General features: G+C 60.1%; 20 protein-coding genes. 5 read left to right on the top strand and 15 right to left on the bottom strand.

The annotated features are described in order from the left end of the window. Nucleotides 1–5: 5 nt before the first annotated feature. From ACWPM9_RS22770 to ACWPM9_RS22760, 3 genes are read left to right on the top strand one after another with little or no spacing between them, the layout of a single operon-like run. Nucleotides 6–1,322 (top strand): TRAP transporter large permease, encoded by a 1,317-nt coding sequence (locus tag ACWPM9_RS22770; RefSeq protein WP_484758103.1) that lies wholly within the window; start codon nt 6–8, stop codon nt 1,320–1,322. A gap of 9 nt (nt 1,323–1,331) precedes the next feature. Further along, entirely contained in the window at nt 1,332–2,066 is a 735-nt protein-coding gene (locus ACWPM9_RS22765; RefSeq protein ID WP_428188808.1) for a TSUP family transporter, read from the top strand. Next, nucleotides 2,063–2,998: a hypothetical protein gene (locus ACWPM9_RS22760; protein ID WP_484758102.1), complete on the top strand. Its 936-nt coding sequence runs from the start codon at nt 2,063–2,065 to the stop codon at nt 2,996–2,998. Before ACWPM9_RS22765 ends, ACWPM9_RS22760 begins: the two co-directional genes overlap by 4 nt. Before the next feature lie 55 nt (nt 2,999–3,053). On the opposite strand, the gene ACWPM9_RS22755 is transcribed toward ACWPM9_RS22760, so the two are convergent. The 4 genes from ACWPM9_RS22755 to ACWPM9_RS22740 all read right to left on the bottom strand — a co-directional run bounded on the left by ACWPM9_RS22755 (nt 3,054) and on the right by ACWPM9_RS22740 (nt 8,524). Continuing rightward, nucleotides 3,054–4,130, bottom strand: coding sequence for a lipocalin-like domain-containing protein (locus tag ACWPM9_RS22755; RefSeq protein WP_484758101.1), 1,077 nt, complete (start codon nt 4,128–4,130; stop codon nt 3,054–3,056). Further along, the gene (locus ACWPM9_RS22750) at nt 4,120–6,531 is read right to left on the bottom strand and encodes an FtsX-like permease family protein (protein ID WP_484758100.1); all 2,412 of its coding nucleotides are present in this window, start codon (nt 6,529–6,531) and stop codon (nt 4,120–4,122) included. Before ACWPM9_RS22750 ends, ACWPM9_RS22755 begins: the two co-directional genes overlap by 11 nt. Continuing rightward, a complete protein-coding gene (locus ACWPM9_RS22745) occupies nt 6,531–7,187 on the bottom strand; it encodes an ABC transporter ATP-binding protein (protein ID WP_484758099.1) in 657 nt (218 codons plus the stop codon). Before ACWPM9_RS22745 ends, ACWPM9_RS22750 begins: the two co-directional genes overlap by 1 nt. 122 nt (nt 7,188–7,309) lie before the next feature. Beyond that, the gene (locus tag ACWPM9_RS22740; RefSeq protein WP_484758159.1) at nt 7,310–8,524 is read right to left on the bottom strand and encodes a polyhydroxyalkanoate depolymerase; all 1,215 of its coding nucleotides are present in this window, start codon (nt 8,522–8,524) and stop codon (nt 7,310–7,312) included. A gap of 119 nt (nt 8,525–8,643) precedes the next feature. Between ACWPM9_RS22740 and ACWPM9_RS22735 the strand changes: the two genes are divergently transcribed. Beyond that, nucleotides 8,644–9,297 carry a glutathione S-transferase gene (locus ACWPM9_RS22735; protein WP_428188813.1) on the top strand — a complete coding sequence of 218 codons (654 nt, stop codon included), beginning with the start codon at nt 8,644–8,646 and terminating at the stop codon, nt 9,295–9,297. 49 nt (nt 9,298–9,346) lie between these two features. Here ACWPM9_RS22735 and ACWPM9_RS22730 read toward each other — a convergent pair whose 3' ends face one another. Beyond that, the gene (locus ACWPM9_RS22730; protein WP_428188814.1) at nt 9,347–9,523 is read right to left on the bottom strand and encodes a hypothetical protein; all 177 of its coding nucleotides are present in this window, start codon (nt 9,521–9,523) and stop codon (nt 9,347–9,349) included. 286 nt (nt 9,524–9,809) lie between these two features. On the opposite strand from ACWPM9_RS22730, the gene ACWPM9_RS22725 reads away from it, so the two are divergent. Further along, the gene (locus ACWPM9_RS22725) at nt 9,810–12,092 is read left to right on the top strand and encodes an FdhF/YdeP family oxidoreductase (RefSeq protein WP_484758098.1); all 2,283 of its coding nucleotides are present in this window, start codon (nt 9,810–9,812) and stop codon (nt 12,090–12,092) included. Between the two features lie 97 nt (nt 12,093–12,189). Here the strand turns inward: ACWPM9_RS22725 and ACWPM9_RS22720 are convergent, their stop codons facing one another. The 10 genes from ACWPM9_RS22720 to iolG form a co-directional block, all read right to left on the bottom strand. Then, the gene (locus ACWPM9_RS22720; protein WP_484758097.1) at nt 12,190–12,972 is read right to left on the bottom strand and encodes a TIM barrel protein; all 783 of its coding nucleotides are present in this window, start codon (nt 12,970–12,972) and stop codon (nt 12,190–12,192) included. Nucleotides 12,973–13,002: 30 nt separating this feature from the next. Then, entirely contained in the window at nt 13,003–13,800 is a 798-nt protein-coding gene (iolB, locus tag ACWPM9_RS22715) for a 5-deoxy-glucuronate isomerase (protein WP_484758096.1), read from the bottom strand. A gap of 23 nt (nt 13,801–13,823) precedes the next feature. After that, entirely contained in the window at nt 13,824–14,720 is an 897-nt protein-coding gene (iolE, locus tag ACWPM9_RS22710) for a myo-inosose-2 dehydratase (RefSeq protein WP_428188818.1), read from the bottom strand. A 9-nt stretch (nt 14,721–14,729) separates the two neighbouring features. Further along, the gene (gene iolD / locus ACWPM9_RS22705) at nt 14,730–16,571 is read right to left on the bottom strand and encodes a 3D-(3,5/4)-trihydroxycyclohexane-1,2-dione acylhydrolase (decyclizing) (protein WP_484758095.1); all 1,842 of its coding nucleotides are present in this window, start codon (nt 16,569–16,571) and stop codon (nt 14,730–14,732) included. Further along, nucleotides 16,568–18,493, bottom strand: a complete 1,926-nt coding sequence (locus tag ACWPM9_RS22700) for a bifunctional 5-dehydro-2-deoxygluconokinase/5-dehydro-2-deoxyphosphogluconate aldolase (protein ID WP_484758094.1) — start codon at nt 18,491–18,493, stop codon at nt 16,568–16,570. Before ACWPM9_RS22700 ends, iolD begins: the two co-directional genes overlap by 4 nt. Nucleotides 18,494–18,498: 5 nt before the next feature. Further along, entirely contained in the window at nt 18,499–19,617 is a 1,119-nt protein-coding gene (locus ACWPM9_RS22695) for a Gfo/Idh/MocA family protein (protein ID WP_484758093.1), read from the bottom strand. Between the two features lie 55 nt (nt 19,618–19,672). Beyond that, nucleotides 19,673–20,452, bottom strand: coding sequence for an ATP-binding cassette domain-containing protein (locus ACWPM9_RS22690; RefSeq protein ID WP_484758092.1), 780 nt, complete (start codon nt 20,450–20,452; stop codon nt 19,673–19,675). 1 nt (nt 20,453) lies between these two features. Then, the gene (locus ACWPM9_RS22685) at nt 20,454–21,560 is read right to left on the bottom strand and encodes an ABC transporter permease (protein ID WP_484758091.1); all 1,107 of its coding nucleotides are present in this window, start codon (nt 21,558–21,560) and stop codon (nt 20,454–20,456) included. Nucleotides 21,561–21,619: 59 nt separating this feature from the next. Further along, the gene (locus tag ACWPM9_RS22680; protein WP_428188824.1) at nt 21,620–22,543 is read right to left on the bottom strand and encodes a sugar ABC transporter substrate-binding protein; all 924 of its coding nucleotides are present in this window, start codon (nt 22,541–22,543) and stop codon (nt 21,620–21,622) included. Nucleotides 22,544–22,689: 146 nt separating this feature from the next. Next, entirely contained in the window at nt 22,690–23,682 is a 993-nt protein-coding gene (gene iolG / locus ACWPM9_RS22675; RefSeq protein WP_484758090.1) for an inositol 2-dehydrogenase, read from the bottom strand. Between the last annotated feature and the right edge of the window lie 30 nt (nt 23,683–23,712).

The following is a 23,712-nucleotide window of genomic DNA, read 5'->3' as shown; positions in this document are numbered from 1 at the left end:
CCATCATGATCGCAGAACTCGCCCCCATCGCCATATTCCTCTTTGTGCTTTTCCTTCTTCTGGGAACCGGTGTCTGGGTGGGGCTGGCCCTCCTGGGCGTTGCCTGGTTCGGTATGGAGATCTTCACCAGCCGTCCGGTGGGCGACGCCATGATGACCGTTCTCTGGCGCTCCTCCTCGTCCTGGACACTCACCGCCTTGCCGCTGTTCATCTGGATGGGCGAGATCCTGTTTCGCACCCGATTGTCGGAGGACATGTTCAAGGGCCTCTCCCCATGGATGGCCAGGCTGCCCGGTGGATTGCTGCATACCAATGTCGTCGGCTGTACCGTTTTTGCAGCCGTTTCCGGGTCGTCAGCGGCAACGCTCACCACGGTCGGCAAGATGTCGATTCCGGAACTTCGCCGCCGAAATTATCCCGAAACGATGGTGATCGGCACGCTTGCGGGCGCCGCAACGCTCGGCCTGATGATCCCGCCGTCGCTGACCCTGATCGTCTATGGCGTCACGATCAACGAATCCATCACCAAGCTTTTCATGGCCGGCATCGTGCCCGGGCTGGTCCTGGCGGTGCTGTTCATGGGCTATGTGGCGATCATGTCAAAGCTCTCCAAGAGCTATCATCCGGATGCCGAGCCGGAGATGACGTTCAAGGAAAAGCTGATCAATTCACGCTTTCTGCTGCCGGTCATTTCGCTGATCCTGGTGGTCATCGGCTCCATGTATATGGGCTTTGCCACGGCCACCGAAGCTGCCGCCTTCGGCGTCATCGGATCGCTGTTGCTGGCGCTGGCGCAAGGATCGCTGAACCGCAGATCGCTGACGGAAAGCCTGATGGGGGCCACCCGGACTTCGGCCATGATTGCGCTGATCCTCGCCGGAGCCTCCTTCCTGTCCTTGTCGATGGGTTTTACCGGCCTGCCGCGGGCACTGGCCGAATGGATCGCGTCACTGCAACTCAGCCGGTTCGAACTGCTGATGGCCCTTCTGGTCTTCTACGTCGTCATCGGTTGTTTTCTCGACGGTATTTCCTCGGTTGTTCTCACCATTGCCGTGGTAGAGCCGATGATCCGCCAGGCAGGGATCGATATCGTCTGGTTCGGTATCTTCATAGTGGTCGTCGTCGAGATGGCGCAGATCACCCCACCCATCGGCTTCAACCTGTTCGTCATGCAGGGCATGACCGGCCACGAGATGGGCTTCATCGCCAAGGCAGCCTTTCCCATGTTCCTCATCATGGTGGCGATGGTCTTCATCCTCATCCTGTTTCCCGATCTCGCCACCTGGCTTCCGGAAAACATGCGGCAGGGACCGGCAGGCTAGGACCGGATATTGACCCAGGACCTTCTTTCCTCGCCGCTTCTTCTGGCTGCGGTGTTTGCCATCGTGGTTGCCGCGGCAATCGTACAGGCGGGGCTCGGCATGGGCTTCGGCCTCACGGCAGCACCGCTTTTGGCACTGATAGACCCGCAACTGGTGCCGGCCCCCACGCTCTTTCTCGGCATGATCACGGCAGTCTGGGGCGCATGGCGCGAGCGTGACGCAATTGTCTGGAGCGAAGTGGGCCTTGGAGTGACCGGCCGCCTCTGCGGCGTGTTTGCAGCCACCTTTGTGCTGGCAGCGCTGCCGAACCGCGACACCTTCACACTGTTGTTCGGTCTGATGATCGCAGCTGCGGTGTTGTTATCGGTAATCGGCTGGAAGCTTGTCTTCAACCGCACAACACTGCTGGCGATGTCTGTGATTTCAGGTCTGTTGGGAACGATCACCTCGGTGGGTGCGCCGCCGCTGGCGCTCATCTATCAGGATCGCTCGCCGGCGCAGGCGCGCCCCACTCTGTCCGCCTTCTTCGCCATCGGCTGTATCTTGTCGCTGGGCGGGCTCTATGTGAGCGGATGGGCCGGCCTGCATGACCTGATGCTGGCCGCACTCATGCTTCCGCCAATGTTGCTCGGCACCTTTATCGCCCGTCAATTTGGTGCCCGCTTCGATAAGCGCTTCCGACCGGCCTTGCTGGCCGTTTCGGCAGCAGCAGCGCTGATCCTGATTTTGCGAGGCGCTCTGTGACCCTGCTGTACCCGGTGCTTCATTTTTTCGCACGCCACGGCCGTTATGTGCTGGTCGCCGGATTGGTGGCGGGCATCGCCTTCCCCGCCCTCGCGGCACTCTTGCGACCCATGATCCCGGAAATGGTCGCCGTCATGCTGTTTGTCGCAGCCTTGCGGATCGGGCCGGCACAGGCCTTTGGCAAGCTGACCGAGATACGCGCGTCTCTCGCCATGGTGGTTCTTTACCAGATCGCTTTACCCTGCGGCCTGGGGCTTGTCTTTCTGGCCCTCGGCCTCAGCGGTCCGCTCGTCACAGCCGCCGTATTGGTCACCGCGGCATCGCCGATTTCCGGCAGCCCAAACCTCACGCTTCTGACAGGTAATGATCCGGCGCCGGCACTGAGATTGCTGATCGTCGGCACAGCGCTCCTGCCGCTCACGGTGCTGCCCGCCTTTGCCTTGTGGCCGGCATTCGGCACGGCCGGCACCGTCATCTTTGCCTCGCTGAAACTTGTGGGGTTGATCGGCCTTTCGGCAGCCCTTGCCTTCGCCATCAGGCATTTCGCCCTGCCGCGACCAAGCGCTGCGACAATGACGGCAATCGATGGCTTCTCGGCACTGGTGATGGCCGTCGCTGTCATCGGCCTGATGTCGGCGATAGGCCCGGCTTTTGCCAACCATCCGGGATCACTGATTACAAGCTTGGTTGCTGCTTTTGCTGTGAACTTCGGCCTGCAATTGCTGGTCTTCGGCGCCATGCGCGCACGCGGACCGTCTGCATCGCTTACGGCCTATTCCATCATCGCTGGGAACCGTAACGCAATGCTGTTCCTGACCGCGCTACCTGCCTCGGTTACCGAGCCCTTGCTGCTCTTCATCGCCTGTTATCAGGTGCCGATGTATCTGACGCCAATTCTGCTCGGGCGGCTTTATGCACCGGTCAGGCACTGAGTGAATTGACCATGGGCGGGCTGAGGCAAGTGCGGCAATTCAAGGGACGCCCGCCTCACTCATATCCCGTCATTTCCAGATATCCCTCGCCTGTCGAACTCCCGTCAAAGGTGATCGGCCCTTCCCAGTACGGCGTTCGAGTTGCCATCCAGGACTGGTCGTTCAACGGAGTCGTCGTCACGTCGAAACCCCGCTCGGGGATTTGCACCCGCCAGGCCACCGGGATATCTCGGTCCCCAACATGGGCCGAGCGTACGGGTGACATCTCAACCGATCCGGTTGGCAAAGATGTCGGCGTGCCATCGGCAGCGATCCAGGTCGCGGATGTGTAACCTTCACCACTATCCCGCAGGCGGAAGGCCATCAGTTTTTCGCCGCTGTTCAGATGCAGGGAGAACCAGTCCCATCCCGTCTGGTCTTTGGCCAGTGGTTGTGACGACCATTCTCGGTCGAGCCAGGCTTTTCCATGGACCCGAATGGTCCTGGCCCCAATGTTGAGCGACCCCGTGACCTCGTAAAAGGGCTGTGAATAGTAATAGCTCGCCTGTCCTTGGGCAGACTTGACCGAAAAACCGTGATCGCCCTGCAAGACCAACGGCCCCTTGGCTGTCATGGCCAGTGTGTAGCTGAAGCCTTTGCCGGTTGCGTGCAGGCTCACATCATCCAACGGGTCGCCGCCGGATGGTGCCATCCCATTCAATTGCCAGTCGTCGATCCAGGCCGAGAATGGCGCGACATCCACTCCCGCCTGACCAATGCCGCCACGGGCCAGTTTTTCCGCCACGAGATGCTGGTCCTTCGTGGTCAAGGCGGCATGGCCCATCCAAAGCTGTGGATCGGACCAACCCTCTTCGCTCTTGGGTGCAAGTGCAGAGCGAAAGAGTGTCCACTGCACCCCGTATTGCGCTCCGTCCTCGCCAGTCAGGTTGGCTGTCACATACCACCACTCGATCCGGTAGTCAGTATGTGCGCCATGGTCGGCGGGAAACTGGATCGGGCTGTCCCGACGTGGAATGGCAAAGCCATTGGCCGTCGACCCCAGCCCGGCGAAGCCTTGTGCCATGGCAGTCATGGGCTGCGCGATGCTCAATGCAAGAGTTACAAGAACTGCCAATATCTGTTTAGCGTTCATTGGTGAAAACCCTCAGCAATTCCGCTGGACCGATTTTTGCCAGTCTGCGTATCGGGATAAAAACCGAAACCAGCGCCGCCAGGAGTGCAGCCAGGCCGAGTATCAGCCAGTCGAGGGGAAAGATCCTGAGCGGCAGGCGCCAACCGAATGCCTCGACATTGACGATCGCCAAAAGCACCCAGGCCAGTCCAAGGCCAACAGGCACTGCGGCAATGAAGGTTGCAAACCACAGTGCCAGAGTGCGCAGGACTTCGAGCAGAGCCAGATCGCGACGGCGGATACCCATGGCCCAGACGGGCGCAAGCTGTGGCAGGCGAATGCCCGACAGCGTCAGAAGGCTCGAAAACATCGCAAAACCCGCAACACCCAGCGTGAAGACATTAAGCGCACCGGTCACGGCAAACGTCTGATCGAAGACCGCGCGCGATTGCCTCTTCAGCGCGGCCTGATCGATAATATTGTCGGCGGGAAGACCGAATTCAGAGGTCAGCAGGCCACGCAGGGTTGGTGCTTCGGCAGGATCGATGCGCACACCATATCTGAGCTTGGCAACATCGGGGTAATGGGCGGACAAAGTGTCGATGCCGATAATGACCTGTCCCTTCGGATTGCCGTAGTCAGAATAGACGCCCACAATGGGGATGTCCCAATCTCCAGGCATGGCCAGCGTGTCGCCGACGGAAAGCCCCTTGCGACGCCAGAGCTGCTCATTGATCAGCGCGCCTTCGCCATCTGCCACGCGATCCCAGACATCGGCTGTGCCGGACAGAAGCGGCCAGTGGTCCCGGTAGGTGGCATCGCTTGCTGCAGCACCGTAGATCTGAAGCCGGTCGCCCAATACCTCGCCTTCCACGCTCCAGATCGGCAGCACGGATGTCGAATGGGACGGAAGCCACGCTCTTAGTCGCGCTGCCTCATTTTCATCGCGGGCTGTCACATAAAGCTCCGCTGCCAGGCGCTGATCCAGCCAGCCGACAAAAGTGAGGCGAAAACTGGAAACCATGGTTCCGACGCCCACATTGGCAGCGAGTGCCAGAAGCAGTGCCATCAGGGCGAGAGATAGACCCGGAAGCTGCTGGCGCGTATCAGCCCAGAACCAGGTGATGAGCGCGCCCGAAGAACGCTTCTGCATCGCGGCAAGTACCGTAGACAACAGGCCCGGCAACAGGAGCGCAGCCCCCAGAAGCAAGGCCCCCAACACCGCAAAGCCGATGACAAGCCCGTGTCCGAATACCGCCAGAACCAAAGCTGCGGCCAGCAGCGCCAGACCGGACAGGACCTGAAGCTTCAAACCGAGGGCAGTCGCCCGTGCCCAGGCGCGTGGTTGCGCTGCGGCCAGCAATGGCATTTTGTGCACCCGCCACAGGCTTTGCACGGACGAGACAAATGTTCCGCAAACTGCAATGCCAATACCGGTTGCCCACCATTCGGGCCGAATGGACAAGGTGCCCGGAACACTTGCACCATAAAGCCCTTGCAGGGTTGCCGCCACGCCTGGAAGAAGCAGCGAGGCGACAAAATACCCGGCAGTCACACCGACAAGTCCGGCCAGCAATGACAGAACCAGGAGTTCGCCGATGACCAGTAAAATCAGCGATGACAAAGGCAGGCCGAGTGCACGCAAGGTCCTGAAGGTCGCTCTTCGCTGATCAAAGGCAAGCCCGATTGCGGCGTAAACGATGAACAGGCCAACGGCAAAGGCAAGGAAACCAAAGGCCGTCAGATTGAGATGAAAGCTGTCAGTCAACTGGGCGACGTCGGGTCGCTCGCCGGCAGGCCTGGTAACGATCTCTGGCGCAAGCGTTTCAAGCGAAGGCAGATCGGGACGTTGGTCCGGTGAGACCACCAGTCGGCTGAGCTCGCCACGTCTGTCGAGTATGCGCTCGGCGATTCCGATATCGACAAAGGCGGCACCGTCCGGCATATCGGGCGAGACCTGAACGGCCATCTCGGTTTCGCCTTTGAGCCGCACCGCAGTCGCCGGAGACACCATCAAGATTCCGGGCTCGCTTATGAATGCGGTCAGCTTATCTGCACCGCCAGTCTCAAACCCGCTTTCCTTGGCAGGCATGGTCAGTGGGTCCATCCCGATGATGCGTACGCGCCGGGTGCCAAAGCGATGATCACCCTCAAGGACTGGTGACACATTCCATCCCGCCCGCCGCAATCTGGCGTAGGTGCTGAGCGGTATTGTCTCACCGTCCCGGGGTACCAGTTGGGTCAGTGCGTTTTGATCCAGCACCGAGGCAGCGCGCGCATAACTTGCCCTTGCCTCTGCATTGATTGCCTGGACGCCGGACCAAAGCGCGGTCGCCAGAGAAAGCCCGAGCAGAAGCGTGGCAAGCTGTAACGGGCGACGTCGCCAATGCGCCAGAAGGGCCGTGGCTGCGGTCTTGAGCATCAGGCAATCTTTCCGCGATGCAGGTGAACCCGGCGATCGAGCTTCCCCGCCAACCGCGAGGAATGGGTCACCATCAGCAATGCAGCACCTGCACTCTTCGTCAGAGACAGCATGACCGAGAGGACAGCATCGCCCGTTGCCTCGTCCAGATTTCCGGTCGGTTCGTCGGCCAGCACCAGCGGCGGCTTTGCAGCCAGCGTTCTGCCAATCGCCACCCGCTGCTGCTGTCCCCCGGAAAGTTGCTCCGGGTAGCGCGAAAGAAGTGTCTCGACCCCCAGAAGCGCAACAAGCTCGCTTTCCCATGCCGGATCATGCCTGCCCGCGAGCTTTGCATGGAAGGAGATATTGGCCGCGACATCGAGCGATGGAATGAGGTTGAACTGCTGAAATACAAGGCCGACGGAGCGGCGCCTGTATTCGGCCCGTCCTTTGTCATCGAGGCTGGCAAGCGAAAGCCCGCTGGAAACGATTTCGCCGGCATCGGCCCGGTCCAGTCCGGCGGCAAGGTGCAGCAGGGTGCTCTTGCCGCTCCCGGATTCGCCGGTCAGCGCCACGCTTTCCCCGGCATCGAGATCGAGGTCGATGCCCCTCAGGATCTCTAACCGTCCCTCGACGGTGGTGTAGGATTTCGTGACATCGCGAAGAGTGAGCAGCATTGGGCCCGGATCAAGCTATGAAGGATGCGAGCATATGTAGGCCCCGCGTGCGCTATTGTAACCCGAAGCGAAAGGATTTTGGCCGCCCGGTTCAAGAGGGACGGGCGTGCCCTTCGCCTTTGCTATTCCATCGCCAGGATCATGTTGCGCACCACCGGATAGATTTCCGTCTCCCAGCGCCTGCCGTTGAAGACGCCGTAATGGCCGACATTTGCCTGCAGATGATGTCGCTTCAAGTGAGGGCGCAGCGAACGACACAATTCGTGGGCGGACGATGTCTGGCCCAGTGCGCAGATATCGTCGCGTCCCCCTTCCACGGTCAACAAGGCCGTGTTGCGGATATGCGCCGGATCGACCTTGCGGCCATGATGGGTAAAGCGGCCGGTTGCCAGTTCCGCTTTCTGGAAGACCCGATCAATCGTCTCGATGTAGAACTCCTCGGTCATGTCCAGAACGGCAAAATACTCGTCATAGAAGGTTTTGATTTTCTCCGCCTTCTCGACCTCACCCTTTCCCAGATGCTCGAACAGGTTCCGATGGGCCTGAAGGTGGCGTTCCATATTCATGGACATGAAGGCGACCAGTTGCAGGAAGCCAGGATAAACCCGTCTGCCGCCGCCGCCATGGCGGTGGGGCACCGTGCTGATGAGGGTGCGTTCGAACCAGGAGAGCGGCTTGGATACGGCAAGCTCGTTGACCTTGGTCGGGCTTTCGCGCGGATCGATCGGTCCGGCCATCAGTGTCATGGTGCGTGGTGTTGCCGGATGATTGTCCTCAGACATCACCGCGACCGCGGCCAGCGCCTGCACGCAGGGCTGACAAACGGCCAGCACATGTGCGCCCGGCCCTATTTCCTCCAGAAAACGCACGACATAATCAACGTAATCATCGATGCCGAAGCGACCGGCAGAGACCGGAACGTCACGGGCATTGGCCCAGTCCGTAATATAGACATCATGATCTTTAAGCAGGGTCTGGACTGTTCCCCTGAGAAGTGTCGCGAAATGTCCGGACAGAGGAGCAACCACGAGGACCCGAGGCCGCGGCGTATCGACATCCACGGCAAAGTGCAGCAGCTTGCCGAAGGGAAGGTCCAGGACAGTCTCGATCGTCACCGGCGCATCCTGATTGCCGATCAGAACAGACGAAATTTCAAAGGGCGGTGCTGTATGGATGATCTCGAAGCGAGAAATCAGTTCCATTGCAGCGCCGAAATAGCGCGACATTTCGGCGACCGGCTCAAACAGGGCTGCGGGCGTAAAGCTCTGCAGTCTTCGGGCGAGGTCGCGCATCGGCGCCATCAGATCGTCCTGAAACTGGTAGGTTTGATAGAGCATCATCGAAAAACCCCGTCGCAACGCAATTGCTGCATTGCAAAAAATGCTAGTGCATTAGATCCCGCTATGCGAGAACATTGTTGCAGCACGCATAAGATTTCCGACAGGGATAGACTTCGATGTCACAGGCGACACTCACAATCTCCTCCAAGAACTACTCTTCCTGGTCGTTGCGAGGTTGGCTGTTGTGCAAGATGGCAGGACTGGACTTTACCGAGATCCTGGTGGAGCTGGATGACGAGGCCCGTCAGGAATTGCTGCTTCTGTCGCCATCCGTTCTTGTGCCGCGCTTGACCCATAAGGACGTGGCGGTATGGGATACGCTGGCAATCGCCGAATATCTCCACGAACTGGCTCCAGAGGCGGGGCTGTGGCCCAAAGACCAGGCGGCCCGGGCGCGCTGCCGGTCCATCTCCGGCGAAATGCATTCCGGCTTCCACAATCTCAGGTCCGCCTTGCCGATGAACCTGAAGTCCACCCATAAAAGCTTCAAGATTTTCTCAGGCGCGCGACCGGATGTCGAGCGTATCAAGACGATATGGACCGAATGTCTGGAAAAGAGCGGCGGACCGTGGCTGTTTGGCACGACACCGACTGTCGCCGATGCCATGTATGCACCGGTCTGCAGCCGCTTTCGCACCTATTCCGTAGATCTGGAGCCGCTGCTGGCTGCCTATTGCGAGACCGTGTTTTCTTGGCCGTTAATGGTCGAGTGGACCAATGACGCCATCGCTGAGCCGGATGAAATCATAGAGCTCGAGGTCGAATTTTAAGGGCTCGGTTATCTGCCAGCACGGCAAAGCAAGATGCGACCGCTGATTTTCAGCGCGGTTCATGGTCCTTTACGGCGACCGTTTCATCGGTCGGGCCACTTTCAAACGTCTCATCCTGATCCACAGTGAGATCCAGCTTGCCCCATATCGAGGGCTTGCCGGTATCAGACTTTATTTTACGGGATGTCTTTCGCTCAATGATGAACGTCTTTTGTTGCTGACGCATAAATCCTCCAGGCGACGAATCGCGGGTAAACGATAGCGCAGGTTTCAAAAGGCGCAAGGGCGCGACAGAGCATTGGGTGCATGCGTTGAAAATAAGCTGCAGCTATGTCGCATCCTGAACGCGGGTATTGATTTATATGCAGCCCGGTGCTGACTTTTGCGGAGCCTTTGCGGAGCCTTTGCGGGCTGATCGGTCTCGCCGATAGCAGAAGATTAAACTTCGTCCATCTGGAAACCTTCAGACATCTGTCGCGTTCGATTTCCTAGCGAACCGCAGGAGGCCCTCCATGACTGACGAGATCACAAATCCTGAATCCGAGGGGCCCGCAGGCGGCTGGGGCTCGTTGAAATCCATGGCCCGTATCTATGGAGATGCCTGGCCCACTCCCGCTGCGATAGACACGCTTCGTCGCCAGAACAAACCGGGCGGGTATATGTGTGCCTCCTGTGCCTGGCCCAAGCCTGCCAATTACAGCGCATTCGAATTCTGTGAAAATGGCGCCAAGGCTACCCTTTGGGAAACGACTAGCGCTCGGTGCGGCCCGGATTTTTGGGAGAGCCATACTGTTGGCGACCTGAGATCGTGGAAAGATCATGATCTCGAAATGACAGGCCGGCTCACTCACCCCATGCGCTATGATACGGCGACGGATCGATATGTGGAAATCAGCTGGGACGAGGCATTCACCGCCATCGCCGCGACGCTCAACCACCTCGACCCCAAAGACGTCGTCTTCTATTCGTCCGGCCATGCTGGGCTGGAGGCATCCTATTTATACGCCCTGTTCGCCAGGCTTTACGGCAACAATAATCTTCCGCAGAGTTCAAACATGTGCCACGAGACGACGTCGGTCGGGCTCACCAAAGTCATCGGCTCCCCGGTCGGCACCATTGTCTGGGACGATCTGGAAAAGACGGATTGTTTCTTCTTCTTCGGCCAGAACCCCGGCTCCAACAGCCCTCGTTTTCTGCATCCTCTTCAGGAGGCCAAGCAGCGCGGAGCCAGGATCGTCACCTTCAATCCGGTGATGGAGCAGGGCCTGGTCTCCTTCGTCAATCCGCAAAGCCCGACCGACATGCTGACAGGACACGAGACCCAGATCTCCGATCAGTATCTCCAGGTCCGCAGCGGCGGTGACGTGGCCGCAATTATGGGCCTTTGCAAGGTCGTGGTCGAGGCAGACGATCTGGCCAGGGCAAATGGCGAAAAGCGCGTGCTGGACTTGGACTTCATCGATCAGCACACGACCGGTTTCGAAAAATTCATCGACTGCGTGCGTGAAGCGCAATGGAACGACATTGAACGCGAGAGCGGCCTCTCCGAAAACGCCTTGCGCGCGGCCGGTCAGGTCTATGTCGAGGCGGAGCGGGTAATCGGCGTTTACGGTATGGGGCTCACCCAGCATGCCCACGGCGCTCTCAATATTGCAATGCTGGTCAACCTGCTTCTTCTCCGAGGCAATATCGGTCGCGAAGGTGCCGGCTGCTGTCCTGTCCGCGGTCACTCCAACGTCCAAGGTCAGCGGACGGTCGGTATTGCCGAGAAAGCCAAGCTGGTCCCCATGGACAAGCTGAAGGCCCTGTTCGACTTCGATCCCCCGACTGAGGACGGCACCCATATCGTCGATGCGGTGAAGGGTTTGATGTCGGGCGAGATCAAGGCATTCATCTCCCTTGGCGGCAATCTGCTCCGTGCCGTGCCAGAACAGGAAGAGATGGAACGGGGCTGGGCAGCGCAAGAGCTTTCGGTCATGGTCTCGACCAAGCTCAACCGCAGTCATCTGTTCCCGGCGAAAAAAGCCTATATCCTGCCCTGTCTTGCGAGATCGGAACGCGACGAACAGGCAACCGGTAATCAGGCGATCACCATCGAGGACAGCTTTTCTCATATCCATGGTTCGACCGGCAAGCGCACGCCCGCGTCCAGGCAGTTGAAGAGCGAACTGGCCATCGTCGCTGGCCTTGCCGACGCGACCCTCAAACCCAATCCGAACGTCAAATGGTCGGAATGGGTCGGTGACTACAGTCTCGTCCGCGATCTGATCGAACAGACCTATCCGGAAGATTTCACGGATTACAACAAGCGGATATTTACCCCCGGCGGCTTTTATCGCGGCAATGGCGCTCATGAGCGGATCTGGAACACGCCGGAAAAGAAAGCGATCTTCACCAGCCCTGAACAGCTCAATTCACTCGCATTTGAGGACAAGCCCGGGCGGTACAGCCTGCTGACCATGCGCTCCAATGACCAGTTCAACACCACGATCTACGGGTATTCGGATCGCTTTCGCGGTATAGAAGGTACCCGCGACGTCGTGCTGATGTGTGAAGCTGATATTGCAGCAGCAGGGCTGGAGCCGGGGCAGACGGTTCGACTGGTCAGCGACTATGAAGACGGTCGGCGTCGCGTTCTCGGTGGCTTGAAAGTAACCCCGCACAAGCTGCCGAGAGGCACGATCTGTTCCTACTATCCCGAATGCAATGTTCTGATCGCCATCGACCATCATGACGCTTTGTCGAAAACGCCGGCATCCAAGTCGATCCCCGTACGCATCGAAGCCGAGGCCTGATCGGGTCGCGTTGCCACTGAAAGCGAGACAAGATCGAGCGTTGTTCTAAAGTCTGGACACTCAAATTCCCCTCGGGTTTCACCGATGGACCTTGGCGCTATATCGTGAAGGCCGCGCGAAAAGCCTCGAGTGCGTCTTGCGGATCGCCGGTGGCATAGGCCTCCATGGCGACCGGGCCGCGATAACCCATCTCATTGAGAGCGCGCGCGATCACAGGGTAATTGATTTCGCCGGTTCCCGGCTCGCAGCGTCCGGGCACGTCAGCCACCTGAATTTCTCCGACCCATGGCAGGCAGGCACGGCAGGTTTCGATCAGGTTCCCCTCACCGATCTGGGCATGGTAGAGGTCGAGATTGAGCCTGAGCCGCGGATGGTCGACGGAGGAGACAAGTGCCAGTGTGTCTGCGGCGCGGCCGAAGGGCGTGCCGGGATGATCGACCGGCAGGTTGAGATTTTCCAGGGTGAAGATAACGTCTTCCTGATCCGCCATGTCGGCAATGCGGGCCAGCGTGTCGCGCGCCTTCAGCCACATGGCGCCGGTGACGATTTCGCGGGGTATCGCCGGCAATCCGCCCTCGCCCAGACCCGTGCCATGGAGGTTCAGACGGGCCACGCCGAGCCGTTTGCCGACCTGAGCAGTCTCGCGCGCCGAGCGCAGCAGTTCATCGGCCCCTTCGTCGTCGGCGAGCCGACCGGTCAGATAGCCGTTCATGATGGAAAATGTGGCACCGGATTTCTCCAGCGCGGCCAGGTCGTGATCCGGCCAGTTCCAGAGGCCGACTTCAAAGCCCATTTCGGCAAGGCGTGCCGCGCGCCATTCGATCGGTCTGTCGCGCCAGAGCATTTCGGCACAGGCGGCAAGGATGAAGGGCTGTTCCATGGTCGAACTTCCTGAGAAAAAGGTCTGGGATCAGCGCATCAGATGCTCGACCGGAGGGGCCGCGACGAAGCGCCATTTCCGCAAGGGGCCGGCCATGACGTTGAGATAATACATCTGGAAACCATGCGGCGCGCCACAGGGATGGTGACCACGCGGCACGCAGACCACATCGCCGTCGTGCACAGCCATGGTTTCGTTGAGCTGCAGGTCGTCGGTATAGACGCGCTGCACACCGAAGCCATCAGCCGGGTCGAGCCGGTGATAATAGGTTTCCTCCAGATAGGTAATCCGCGGGAAATCATCCTCGTCATGGCGATGACTTGGATAGCTCGACCAGTGGCCTGCAGGAGTAAACACCTCGGTCACCAACAGCGAGTCGCAATAGTCCTCGTTTTCCATGGCGATATTGTTGATGTAGCGCGTGTTCGTGCCCTCGCCCCGCTGTGTCAGCGTGATGCCATCGGGACCGATGCGGCGGGCGGCGTGACCGCCCTTTCCGGGCGCCGAGCAGACTGCGATGACGCAGTCGGTCTCGGCCACAGCCTCCCAGTCCGTGCCGTCTGGCAGATAGAGGCAGTGCGGCGGCGTTTTCTCGAACACATTCATGCGCTCGCCCAGCACCCCCCAGTCCTTGTCTGCCCCCCGGATTGCCGCCTTGCCCTCCACCACCACCAGAATGACTTCCCGGTCGCCGGTCACCTCGCACGCCTGCTCGCCTGCGCGCAGCCGATAGAGCGAAAAGCCGACATAACGCCAGCCGGCGGAGGCCGGGGTGATGTCATGCACCTTGCCGTGGCTGCCGAAAGGGCGGTGGAGAAGATTGGCCATGGTGGGTCTCCCTGTGGTGGTTTTCAGATCAGGCCGGTCTCGGCCGCTGCGGCCTTCAGCGTTTTCAGGCCCAAGGATTGATATTCGAACGGGTTGTGGACATCCGGATCCTGTTCAGCCTCAATGACGATCCAGCTGTCATAGCCTGCCTCCTTGAGGATCTGCAGCAATGGCGCGAATTCGACGCCGCCTTCTGCATCGCCCGGAACCGTGAACACGCCGGCGCGCACGCCGTCCATGAAGGACATGCCTGTTTCGCGCACCTGGCGCATGACTGAAGGGCGGACATTCTTGGCGTGAAAATGGCTGACACGATCGGCATATTTGCGCAGCACCGGCGCTGGATCGCTGCCATTGCCACCGAAGAAGCAGTGGCCTGCATCAAAGAGCAGGCGCGTCGCCGGGCCTGTCGCCGCCATGAAAGCGTCGATCTCCGTGGGGGTTTCCACCACCGTGCCCATATGATGATGATAGACAAGGGCAATGCCTTGAGCCGCAGTGAAGGCAGCCAGTTCCTCGACCTTTGCACCGAAGGCCCGCATCTCGTCTCCCGAAAGAACCGGGCTTTGTGACAGCGGGGTCTGGCTGCCCTGAATGGTATTGGAGGTTTCGCAGACGATGCAGACCGTGCAGCCATTATGCTTGAGCCTGTCGAGATGCGGCTGGATTGCCGTCTTCTCCGCCTCAACGGATTGCGCCAGCAGATTGAGCGAGTACCAGCCGGAGATGAACGCAAGTCCATAGGAGCCAAGCAGTTGCTTCAGTTCTTCGGGATCAGCAGGCCAACGATGGCCATTCTCGATTCCGTCAAAGCCGATCCTGGCGGCCTCGCGCAGGATCTGGTCGGTTGGGATGTTGGCGCCCAGGGTCTGGTCGTCGTCATTGGCCCAGGCAATGGGGTTGGTGCCGAAACGGATCATCGTCTGTCCTTAATTCACGAGTTTCTGGCGTACTGCACCCTCAAGGTAGCGCGCATAGGCCTGGCTAAGCTTGTCTGTGGTGCCCACCTGCGGCACGGCCACGTCCCACCAATGTCCGGCGTCGCCAAAACCCGGACCTGGCATAGGATCGGTGTCGATGACGATGACGGTGGGAATGTCGCGTCCGCGTGCTGCGGCAATCTGGGTCTCGAGATCGGCGATATCGGCTGCCTTCACGGCATGAGCGCCCATGGCCGCCGCGTGAGCGACGAAATCGATATGCGGCTGCTGTTCGACATTGCAATCCTTGTAGAGATTGTTGAATTGCTCGCCGCCGCTGGCCTGCTGAAGCCGGTTGATGCAGCCATAGCCACGATTGTCCGTCAGGACGACGGTGAACGGCACCTTGCGCATGACGGCGGTTGCCAGTTCGGAATTGGCCATCATGTAGGAACCATCGCCAACGAAGCAGATCACCTCCCGCTCGGGGCGCGCCAGCTTGAGGCCCATCGCACCGGCGATTTCGTAGCCCATGCAGGAAAACCCGTATTCCATGTGATAGCCACCCTGGCTTGGCTGCCAGAGCAGCTTCAGAGCGCCAGGCATCGTGCCGGCAGCACACATGGCGATCGCATCATCGCCGGTCGCGCGCTGCACCGCTCCGATCACCTGCGCATCTGTCGGCAGATTGCCTGTCGCGTCCTGACCAGGCGCTGCACAGTGGCGATCGACTGCTGCCAGCCATTCGGCTCGCGCTTCTTCGTCCGGTGCCGGCGCCTGGTGGTCGCCCAGCGCCGCGCACAATGCCTCAAGCGCGACCCTTGCATCGGCGACCAGTCCGAGCGCGCCATGCTTGTCGGCATCATAGCCATGCACATTGATCGAGACGAGCTTGCGGTCTTGCGCCTCGAAAAGCGACCACGAGCCGGTGGTGAAATCCTGGAAGCGCGTGCCGACGCCAATAATCACGTCTGCCTTGCGGGCCAGCGCGTTCGCCGCTGCCGATCCGTCAACACCAGCGGCACCGAAATTCATCGGATGGCTTTGTGCCAGAGAGGATTTTCCCGCCTGGGTTTCGATGACAGGAATGGCGTGGCGGGTCGCGAAGTCGGCCAGCACCTGTTCAGCTTCGCTGTAGATCACGCCGCCGCCGGCGACGATGACGGGATTGCGCGCAGCGCGGATGACTGCTGCGACATCCTGAATGTCCCTGCTGTCGGGCGCCGGCCTGCGAATACGCCAGACCTTGCGCTCGAAGAATTCCTCTGGCCAGTCATGGGCCTCGGCCTGCACGTCCTGGCAGAAGGACAATGTCACTGGTCCACAATTGGCAGGATCGGTCATCACCCTCAAGGCGCGTGGCAGTGCAGTCAACAGTTGCTCGGGCCGCATGATACGGTCAAAATAGCGGCTGACCGGTCGCAGGCAGTCATTGACGGTCACGGTGCCGTCGTCGAAATCCTCAATCTGCTGCAGGACCGGATCCGGCCGTCGATTGGCAAAGACGTCGCCGGGGATCAGCAGCAGCGGCAGACGGTTCACATGGGCAAGTGCTGCCGCTGTCACCATGTTTGTCGCACCCGGGCCGATGGAGGATGTAACCGCCTGGGCGCGGCGGCGCTTCTTTGCCTTGGCATAGGCGATTGCCGCATGGGCCATGGTCTGTTCGTTCTGGCCACGCCAGGTCGGCAGGCTGTTGCCGGCCTTCTGCAGCGCCTCACCAATCCCGGCCACATTGCCGTGGCCGAAGATTGCCCAGACTCCGTCTATAAAACGTTCGCCGTCTTCGGTCATTTGCGCCGAGAGCCATTTTACCATGGCTTGTGCTGCCGTCAGTCTGATCGTGTTCATGCTGCCTGCTCCCGTGCCTTGCCACGCGCCGCATCCCAGATTTCACAGAGCCGCGCATAGCGCGTCACCATTTGTTCGACGGCAGCGGTATTGTCGATCTCGCCCTTCAGCCAGGCCCGTGCTGCATCGCCAAAGATTGTTCGACCGACGGCAAACCCTTTGACCAGATCGAAGCGCGCTGCGATCTGGAAACTGGCCGACAGGTCCTGCTCCGGCGCGTCCAGGCCAAGGACGACAATGCCGCGTGTGTGGGTGTCATGGCTTTCGATGGCCGCTATGGCATTCTCCCAGCCACCATTGGTCTTCATCGGCTCCAGTTTCCACCAGTCCGGATAGATGCCCGCCTGATAGAACTGCTGGATCAGGGTCGCAGTGGTGTTATCGTCCACCGGGCCGACCTTGGAGGGAATGACTTCCAGCAGGAATTCCAGCTTGTTGCGGCGGGATGCCTCGAACAGACGCTTGACCGTTGCTTCCTGCTCGCCGCGCATCTCGGGTGTGTCGTCCGGATGGCAGAAACACAAAACCTTGACCACGTCCTCGCGTGCCCATTCCGTGAGCGTCCCGCAATCGCTGCCCAGTTCCGGCTCCAGATTGAGCGGACGGGAGCCGGGCCATTCTGTCGGTCGCCCAACCCAAAGCCCCGAACCGGAGGCGCGGTGCAAGGCCGAGCGGCCGATGCGGTTGTCGCAGAGAATGCCGTAGCCATGGCGGCCCGCCTGAACCTTGAGCGCCGCATCGAGGCAAAGCTCCTTGAAGGCCGCGCCCTTATGCAGGCTATAGCCCTCCATCTCTTCCAGCTGCGCGCGATGATCGAAGGCAAAGACGCGCATGGTCGACCAGTCGCCGTTCACGCGCTTTTGCCGCGTCGTGGACCAGTGGATCTGCTCGAGTTCGGCATCATTGCGCAAATCGGGTTGAACAACGCCGCGCTTGAGGAAAAACTGCAGCTCTTCCCAGCTTGGATAGGCCGGTGTGCAGCCGTGGCGGCTGACTGCAAACGCGCCGCAGGCATTGGCGAATTTGAGCGATGTCGGCCAGTCCTGGTCCGTCATCCAGCCGCGCAACAGACCGGAGAAAAACCCGTCGCCCGCGCCCAGGACGTTGAACACCTCGATTGGAAACCCTTGACCGGACTGTCCGTCATCGAGGCTGCCGGGAATATCGGCCTCGAAGGCGACGGCACCCAACGGGCCGCGCTTGCACACGAGGGTCGCCTTGCTGACGGAGCGCACAGCGCGCAGTGCCGCAAGCGTATCTGTCGATCCGCCGGCGATGTGGAATTCCTCTTCGGTGCCGACGATCAGATCGAAATAATGAAGCGTGGCCTGCAGTTTGGCTGTTACCTTTGCGCTTTCGACGAAACGGCTTTCGCCGTCGCCATGACCGGCCACGCCCCAGAGATTGGGGCGGTAGTCGATATCCAGTGCGGTGCGCAGTCCGTGCATGCGCGCCAGCTTCAGCGCCTTGATGACGGCCGCTTCCGTGCTCGGATTGCTGAGATGGGTGCCGGTGACCACAACGGCACGCGCCGAAGCGATGAAGTCTTCATCGATATCGTCTTCGCACAGCGCCATGTCGGCACAGTTTTCGCGGTAGAAAATCAGCGGAAACTGCTCGTCGTCACGGATGCCGAGGATCACCAAAGCGGTCAGACGGTCCGGATCGGTCTTCACGCCTTGCGTGGACACCCCTTCCCGCTTCAACTGCTCCAGGATGAAGCGGCCCATGTGCTCGTTGCCAACGCGGCTGATCAACGCGGTCTTCAAGCCGAGCCGCGCACTGCCGCAGGCAATGTTGGTGGGGGAACCGCCGATATATTTCTCAAACGAGCCCATGTCCTCCAGACGGCCGCCGATCTGCGCGCCATAGAGGTCGACACCCGCTCGACCGATGGTGATGACATCCAGTGTTTTCGTCATACCGACTACCTTTCAATCCGTATGGCAGCACCATGGGAGGCCGCCATGGCGTGAATGACCTTTTCGATCTCAAGCCCTTGTGCGAAATCAGGTCCGCAGGCTGGTCCACCGGCAATGGCGCTCAACAGGTCGCGCGCCTCGATCACCTTTTGCTCGTTGAAGCCGAAATTATGTCCGGGTGCCGGGCAAAAGGCTGTAAAGTCAGGCTGCTCGGGTCCCGTCAGATGCCTGGTAAAGCCGGCCTCGCCAGATCTGTGAACCCACAGCTCATTCATGTTTTCCTGGTCGAACACGATGCTGCCTTCGGTGCCATGGATCTCCCATTGCAGCCGGCATTTGCGCCCCCGAGCGACGCGCGAAGTGGCAAACGACCCCTGTGCGCCGGAAGCAAAGCGGATGAGCGCCAAGGCGCTGTCTTCATTCTCGACAGGCTTTGGTCCATCGGGGGATGGCCGGTTGTCTACGACAATCTGTGTCTGGGCGGTAATCTCGCTCACCGGCCCCATCAAGGCGGTCATAAGGCTCACGAGGTGGCAACCGAGGTCGCCCAGTGCGCCCAGACCGCCACCTTCGTGAGTCATCCGCCAGGACCACGGGAGGAGCGGGTCGGCGGAATAGTCTTCGTCATAGACGCCGCGAAAAGCCATCGGCTTGCCGATCTCGCCGCTGCTGACCATGCGCCGCGCCGCCTGAAATGCGGGGCTTCGCAAATAGTTGTATCCGAGGATCGTCATCTGCCCCGAATGCGCCGCGGCGAGGGTTGCCATGGCGCGCGCGTCGTCAAGCGTGAGTGCCATCGGCTTTTCCAGCCAGACATGCTTGCCGGCCTTCAGCGCGGCTTCCGCCATCGGGCGGTGCATGCCATTGGGTGCGGTGATGGAGACGATATCGACATCGGGATCGGTCGCGGCATCTTCCCAGCGGGCGGTTGCCCGGGCAAAGCCGAACTGTGCGGCAAAAGCCGCTGCCTGCGCATCAGTCGCGTCGGCCAGAATTTCCAGCCGCGGATGCGCACCACCAAAGACGGTCGCCACGTTACGCCAGGCCATGGCATGGCATTTGCCCATGAAACCAGTGCCGATCAGGGCGATACCAAGAGGTTTTTGAGGCATTGGATGCGACATGCTATCCCCGTTTTCCATGTAAGGACGGACGGCCTGCACGCCGTCCGCCATTCGATCAGATGGTCCCGCCGAGCGAGCCTTCCAGTTCCGCCATTTCCTGTCCGCCGGCCATCAGGTCCTGCAATTCGGACGCGGTGATCTCGCCCTTGGTGGCGGTGCCGAGCGTCTGGCCGCGATTGAGCACGGTGAAGCGGTCGCCCACGGCCATGGCATGGCGCACATTGTGCGAGATAAAGACAACGCCGATGCCTTGTTCACGAACCCTGTTGATGGTGGCCAGAACATTGGAGGTCTGGCGCACGCCGAGCGCCGAGGTCGGTTCGTCGAGGATCAGAACCTTCGCACCGAAATAGACCGCCCGGGCAATAGCGACCGTTTGACGTTCGCCGCCGGAGAGCGTGCCGACCGCCTGGTCGGGACCACGCAGGTTGATGCCCATCTTGCGCATCTGCTTCATGGTGATCTCGTTTGCGGTTTCCAGATCGAAACGCTTGAACAGTCCCCGCCCCTTCGTAGGCTCGCGCCCCATGAAGAAGTTGCGGGTTACCGACATCAGCGGGATCATTGCAAGATCCTGGAACACGGTGGCAATGCCAGCCTCCATGGCGTCTCGGGGACTGTCGAAGGACAGTGCCTTGCCTTCGAAAGTGATTGTGCCCTCGGTTGGCTTGTGGACGCCGGACATGGTCTTGATGAAGGTCGACTTGCCGGCCCCGTTGTCGCCCAGCAGGCAATGGCATTCGCCTGCCGTGACGTCGAATGTGACACCGTTCAGCGCAATGACATTGCCATATTGCTTCTTGATGTTTTCCATATGAATGATCGGTGCGGTCATGTCAGCGCTCCCCGGTCACGCGTCTGCGGATGACGTTGTTGAAGATCACCGCGAGCAGAAGCATTCCGCCAAGAAAGATCTGGAACCAGTCCTGATCGAACTTGGTGTAGGTGAGGCCGATGGTCACCATGCCGAATATGATTGCACCGAAGAAGGCACCAATCGCCGATCCGTAGCCGCCGGTCAGAAGGCAACCGCCAATGACCGCGGTGATAATGGCCTCGAACTCCTTCATGAAGCCGCGACGCGCATCGGTGGAGCCCGCATCGATGACTGTGATAATGGCAACCAGCGCGGCCGCCATCGCGGTCAGCATGAACAGCGAGATCTTCACGCGTTTGACCGGCACGCCTGAATTCTGTGCCGCAAGGGAATCGCCCCCGGTCGCAAAGATCCAGTTACCGGCAGGCGTGCGCAGCAGCACATAGGTTGCCACCAGCGCAAACAGGACGAACCAGACAATCTCGACCGGAACGCCAGACACTTTCGGCGCGCCGGATTTGAACGTCTCGACCACACCGATATCGGCCAGCCATTTGAACAGGAAATCGAAGGCGTCGCCGGAAAAAATCGGCATCAGGAAATCGCCATCGACCGCTTCGCGAATGCCGCGCAGCTGGGTCGAACCGCCGGTGAAAATCTTCAGGCCGACAAGCGCTGCGCCGCGCAGGATGAAGAGACCTGCCAATGTGACGATGAACGAGGGCAATCCGGTACGGATGACAATCATCCCGTTGGCCGCGCCCAAGGCTGCGGCAAACCCCATGGTCAGGGGAATGGCAATGATCAGCGGCATGCCGATATTCACGGTGAAGGCGCCGAACAACATGCCGGAAAATGCCACCATCGAGCCGATTGAAAGGTCGAATTCGCCACCGATCATCAGCATTGCAGCGGCGATGCCGAGAATGCCGAGCTGGGCTGCAGGCGTCATGAAGTTCATGATGCCCGATAGAGTGAACATCGTGCGGTCGGCAGTGATCAGGAAAAAAACGGTGACGAGGATAACGCCCCCGATGGCCCCCAATTCCGGTCGTTTCATCAGCTTGGTGGCAAAGGACTCGGTCTTGATCCGCTCGTCCGCTTGCACCGTTGTATCGGTCGACATGGCTTCCTCCCCGTCGTTGACCAGGCCGCGCGACAAACACGCGGCCTGGATGACTGTGCTTAGCGGATACCCTTGGCAGACAGGTCGATGACCTTGGCTGCGCTGTCCTTGGTGACAAGGTTCGGGCCGGACGGCACGTCACCGCCAGGCATCAAGCCGTATTCTGCGTTGAGCGCGAGGAAGACCACGGGCAGATAGCCCTGCAGGAATTGCTGCTGGTCGATTGCAAAGGCGGCCTTGCCGTCAGCAACATCCTGCAGGAAGCCTGCCGAGAGATCGAAGGATGCGATCAGAACCTTGTCGCGACCGAGAGCCTGCGCTGCCTTGACGGCAGGTTCGCCGACAAGCGATGCACCGAGACCGAGAACGGTATCGACATCGGCATCGGATTCAAGCGCGGCACGAACCTTGGCTTCGACCTCTGCCGGATCGTTTTGGGTCGGGATAACCGTTACAGGATGAGCAAAGCCCTTTTCAAAGCCCTGGCAACGCAGATCGAGCGACACATTGCCCACTTCCTGGTTGACGCAAATGCCCTTGGTTCCACCCATTTCGGCCAGTTTCTTGCCGGCGATCTCGCCAGCGTCGAATTCCGACTGACCGACATGCAGAAGTGCGCCAAGCTTGTGCGACACGTCGGAGCCGGAGTTCATGGTGATGACCGGAATGCCGGCTGCGACGGCGCGTTCAATCGACGGACCGAGCGCATCTGCGTCGGGCACCGAAACCACGAGGCCATCAGGCTCCTGATTGACGGCAGCGTCGATCATCTGGCTCATCTGCACCATATCGAAGGTCTCAGGCGAGCGAAACTCGACGTTTGCGCCTGTGTCCTTGCCGGCCTTCTCGACACCGTTCTTGACCACCGACCAGAAAGGGTCGTTGGCCTGGCCATGTGCGACGACGACGATGTCGGTGGCAAAGGCTGGCCCGGCTGCCGCGATCACGGCAGCAGTTGCGACAGCTGCTAGAAATTTATTCATGCTATCCTCCCATTTGAGTTTCATTGGACGCCACTCCCGAGCGTCCACTCCCTCCGGCCCCTTGGCCCGGATACTGATGTCGGAAGCGCCTCCATCCCGGCATTCCCGATCATTGGATTGCGGCGTCGCCTGGACGCCACTTGAATTCAAAGCGCCAGCTTGACCGGTTGCCCGGATTTGGCCGATTGCGTTGCCGCCTCGGCGAGCGCCAGCGCCGCAATGCCGTCTTCCAGCGAGACCGGCAGCGGCGTGCCATTGACTATGGACGAGACGAAGGCGTCCCACTCGATTGCATAGGCGCGCATGTAGCGTTCGAGAAAGAAAAACTCGGGCTTGGCGCTGGTGACGCCCGCTTTCGTTGCCTTCGAAACCGTGTTTTCGAGGATATTGGCGGCCGAAAGCAGTCCCTCCGAGCCCAGCAGTTCCAGACGCTGATCATAGCCGTAGACCGCCCGACGGCTATTCTTGATGACCGCAATGCGGCCATCGGCATAGGTCAGTGTCACCACGGCCGTATCGACATCGCCGGCTGCCCCGATCGCCGGATCCACGATCGACGTGCCAACCGCATGGATTGAAGCCGGCGCGCCGCCCATCATGAAATTCGCCATATCGAAATCATGGATCATCATGTCGCGGAACAGGCCGCCTGAGACCTTGATATAACTGACCGGCGGCGGCGCGGGATCGAACGACGTGATCGACAGCAGTTCCGCCTTGCCGATATCTCCGGCGGAAAGAGCCGCCCGGACCGCTGCGAAGTTCGGATCGAAGCGGCGGTTGAAGCCGATCATGACCGGTTTCCCGCTGTCGGCGGTTTTGGCAAGGCAGGCCTTGGCCCGCTCCAGCGAGAGATCGACGGGCTTTTCGCACAGCACTGCCTTGCCGGCAGCTGTCGCCTTTTCGATCAGATCGGAATGGGTATCGGTCGATGTGGCAATCAGGACCGCATCGATCGAAGCGTCCGCGAGAATGGCATCCGTGCCAAGCGCCCGAGCACCATAGGCCGCAGCAAGAGATTGCGCAGCCTCTTCATTCACATCGGAGACGGCGGCAAGCGTACTTGCGGCATGACCAGCGATATTTACAGCGTGGACGCGGCCAATTCGGCCCGCGCCGAGCAAACCAATTTTTAGCAATTTTTCCTCCCGGGCAACCAGTTTGTTGCC

It is taken from the genome of Agrobacterium sp. H141 (assembly GCF_057158725.1).
This window is presented reverse-complemented; position numbering and strand designations above follow the sequence as displayed.

Excerpts from the sequence above, each read along its gene's own strand:
- ACWPM9_RS22770 (WP_484758103.1), top strand. The coding sequence starts at position 6 with ATGATCGCAGAACTCGCCCCCATCGCCATATTCCTCTTTGTGCTTTTC.
- ACWPM9_RS22755 (WP_484758101.1), bottom strand. The coding sequence starts at position 4,130 with ATGAACGCTAAACAGATATTGGCAGTTCTTGTAACTCTTGCATTGAGC.
- ACWPM9_RS22750 (WP_484758100.1), bottom strand. The coding sequence starts at position 6,531 with ATGCTCAAGACCGCAGCCACGGCCCTTCTGGCGCATTGGCGACGTCGC.
- ACWPM9_RS22745 (WP_484758099.1), bottom strand. The coding sequence starts at position 7,187 with ATGCTGCTCACTCTTCGCGATGTCACGAAATCCTACACCACCGTCGAG.
- ACWPM9_RS22740 (WP_484758159.1), bottom strand. The coding sequence starts at position 8,524 with ATGCTCTATCAAACCTACCAGTTTCAGGACGATCTGATGGCGCCGATG.
- ACWPM9_RS22735 (WP_428188813.1), top strand. The coding sequence starts at position 8,644 with ATGTCACAGGCGACACTCACAATCTCCTCCAAGAACTACTCTTCCTGG.
- ACWPM9_RS22730 (WP_428188814.1), bottom strand. The coding sequence starts at position 9,523 with ATGCGTCAGCAACAAAAGACGTTCATCATTGAGCGAAAGACATCCCGT.
- ACWPM9_RS22725 (WP_484758098.1), top strand. The coding sequence starts at position 9,810 with ATGACTGACGAGATCACAAATCCTGAATCCGAGGGGCCCGCAGGCGGC.
- ACWPM9_RS22720 (WP_484758097.1), bottom strand. The coding sequence starts at position 12,972 with ATGGAACAGCCCTTCATCCTTGCCGCCTGTGCCGAAATGCTCTGGCGC.
- iolB (WP_484758096.1), bottom strand. The coding sequence starts at position 13,800 with ATGGCCAATCTTCTCCACCGCCCTTTCGGCAGCCACGGCAAGGTGCAT.
- iolE (WP_428188818.1), bottom strand. The coding sequence starts at position 14,720 with ATGATCCGTTTCGGCACCAACCCCATTGCCTGGGCCAATGACGACGAC.
- iolD (WP_484758095.1), bottom strand. The coding sequence starts at position 16,571 with ATGAACACGATCAGACTGACGGCAGCACAAGCCATGGTAAAATGGCTC.
- ACWPM9_RS22700 (WP_484758094.1), bottom strand. The coding sequence starts at position 18,493 with ATGACGAAAACACTGGATGTCATCACCATCGGTCGAGCGGGTGTCGAC.
- ACWPM9_RS22695 (WP_484758093.1), bottom strand. The coding sequence starts at position 19,617 with ATGTCGCATCCAATGCCTCAAAAACCTCTTGGTATCGCCCTGATCGGC.
- ACWPM9_RS22690 (WP_484758092.1), bottom strand. The coding sequence starts at position 20,452 with ATGACCGCACCGATCATTCATATGGAAAACATCAAGAAGCAATATGGC.
- ACWPM9_RS22685 (WP_484758091.1), bottom strand. The coding sequence starts at position 21,560 with ATGTCGACCGATACAACGGTGCAAGCGGACGAGCGGATCAAGACCGAG.
- ACWPM9_RS22680 (WP_428188824.1), bottom strand. The coding sequence starts at position 22,543 with ATGAATAAATTTCTAGCAGCTGTCGCAACTGCTGCCGTGATCGCGGCA.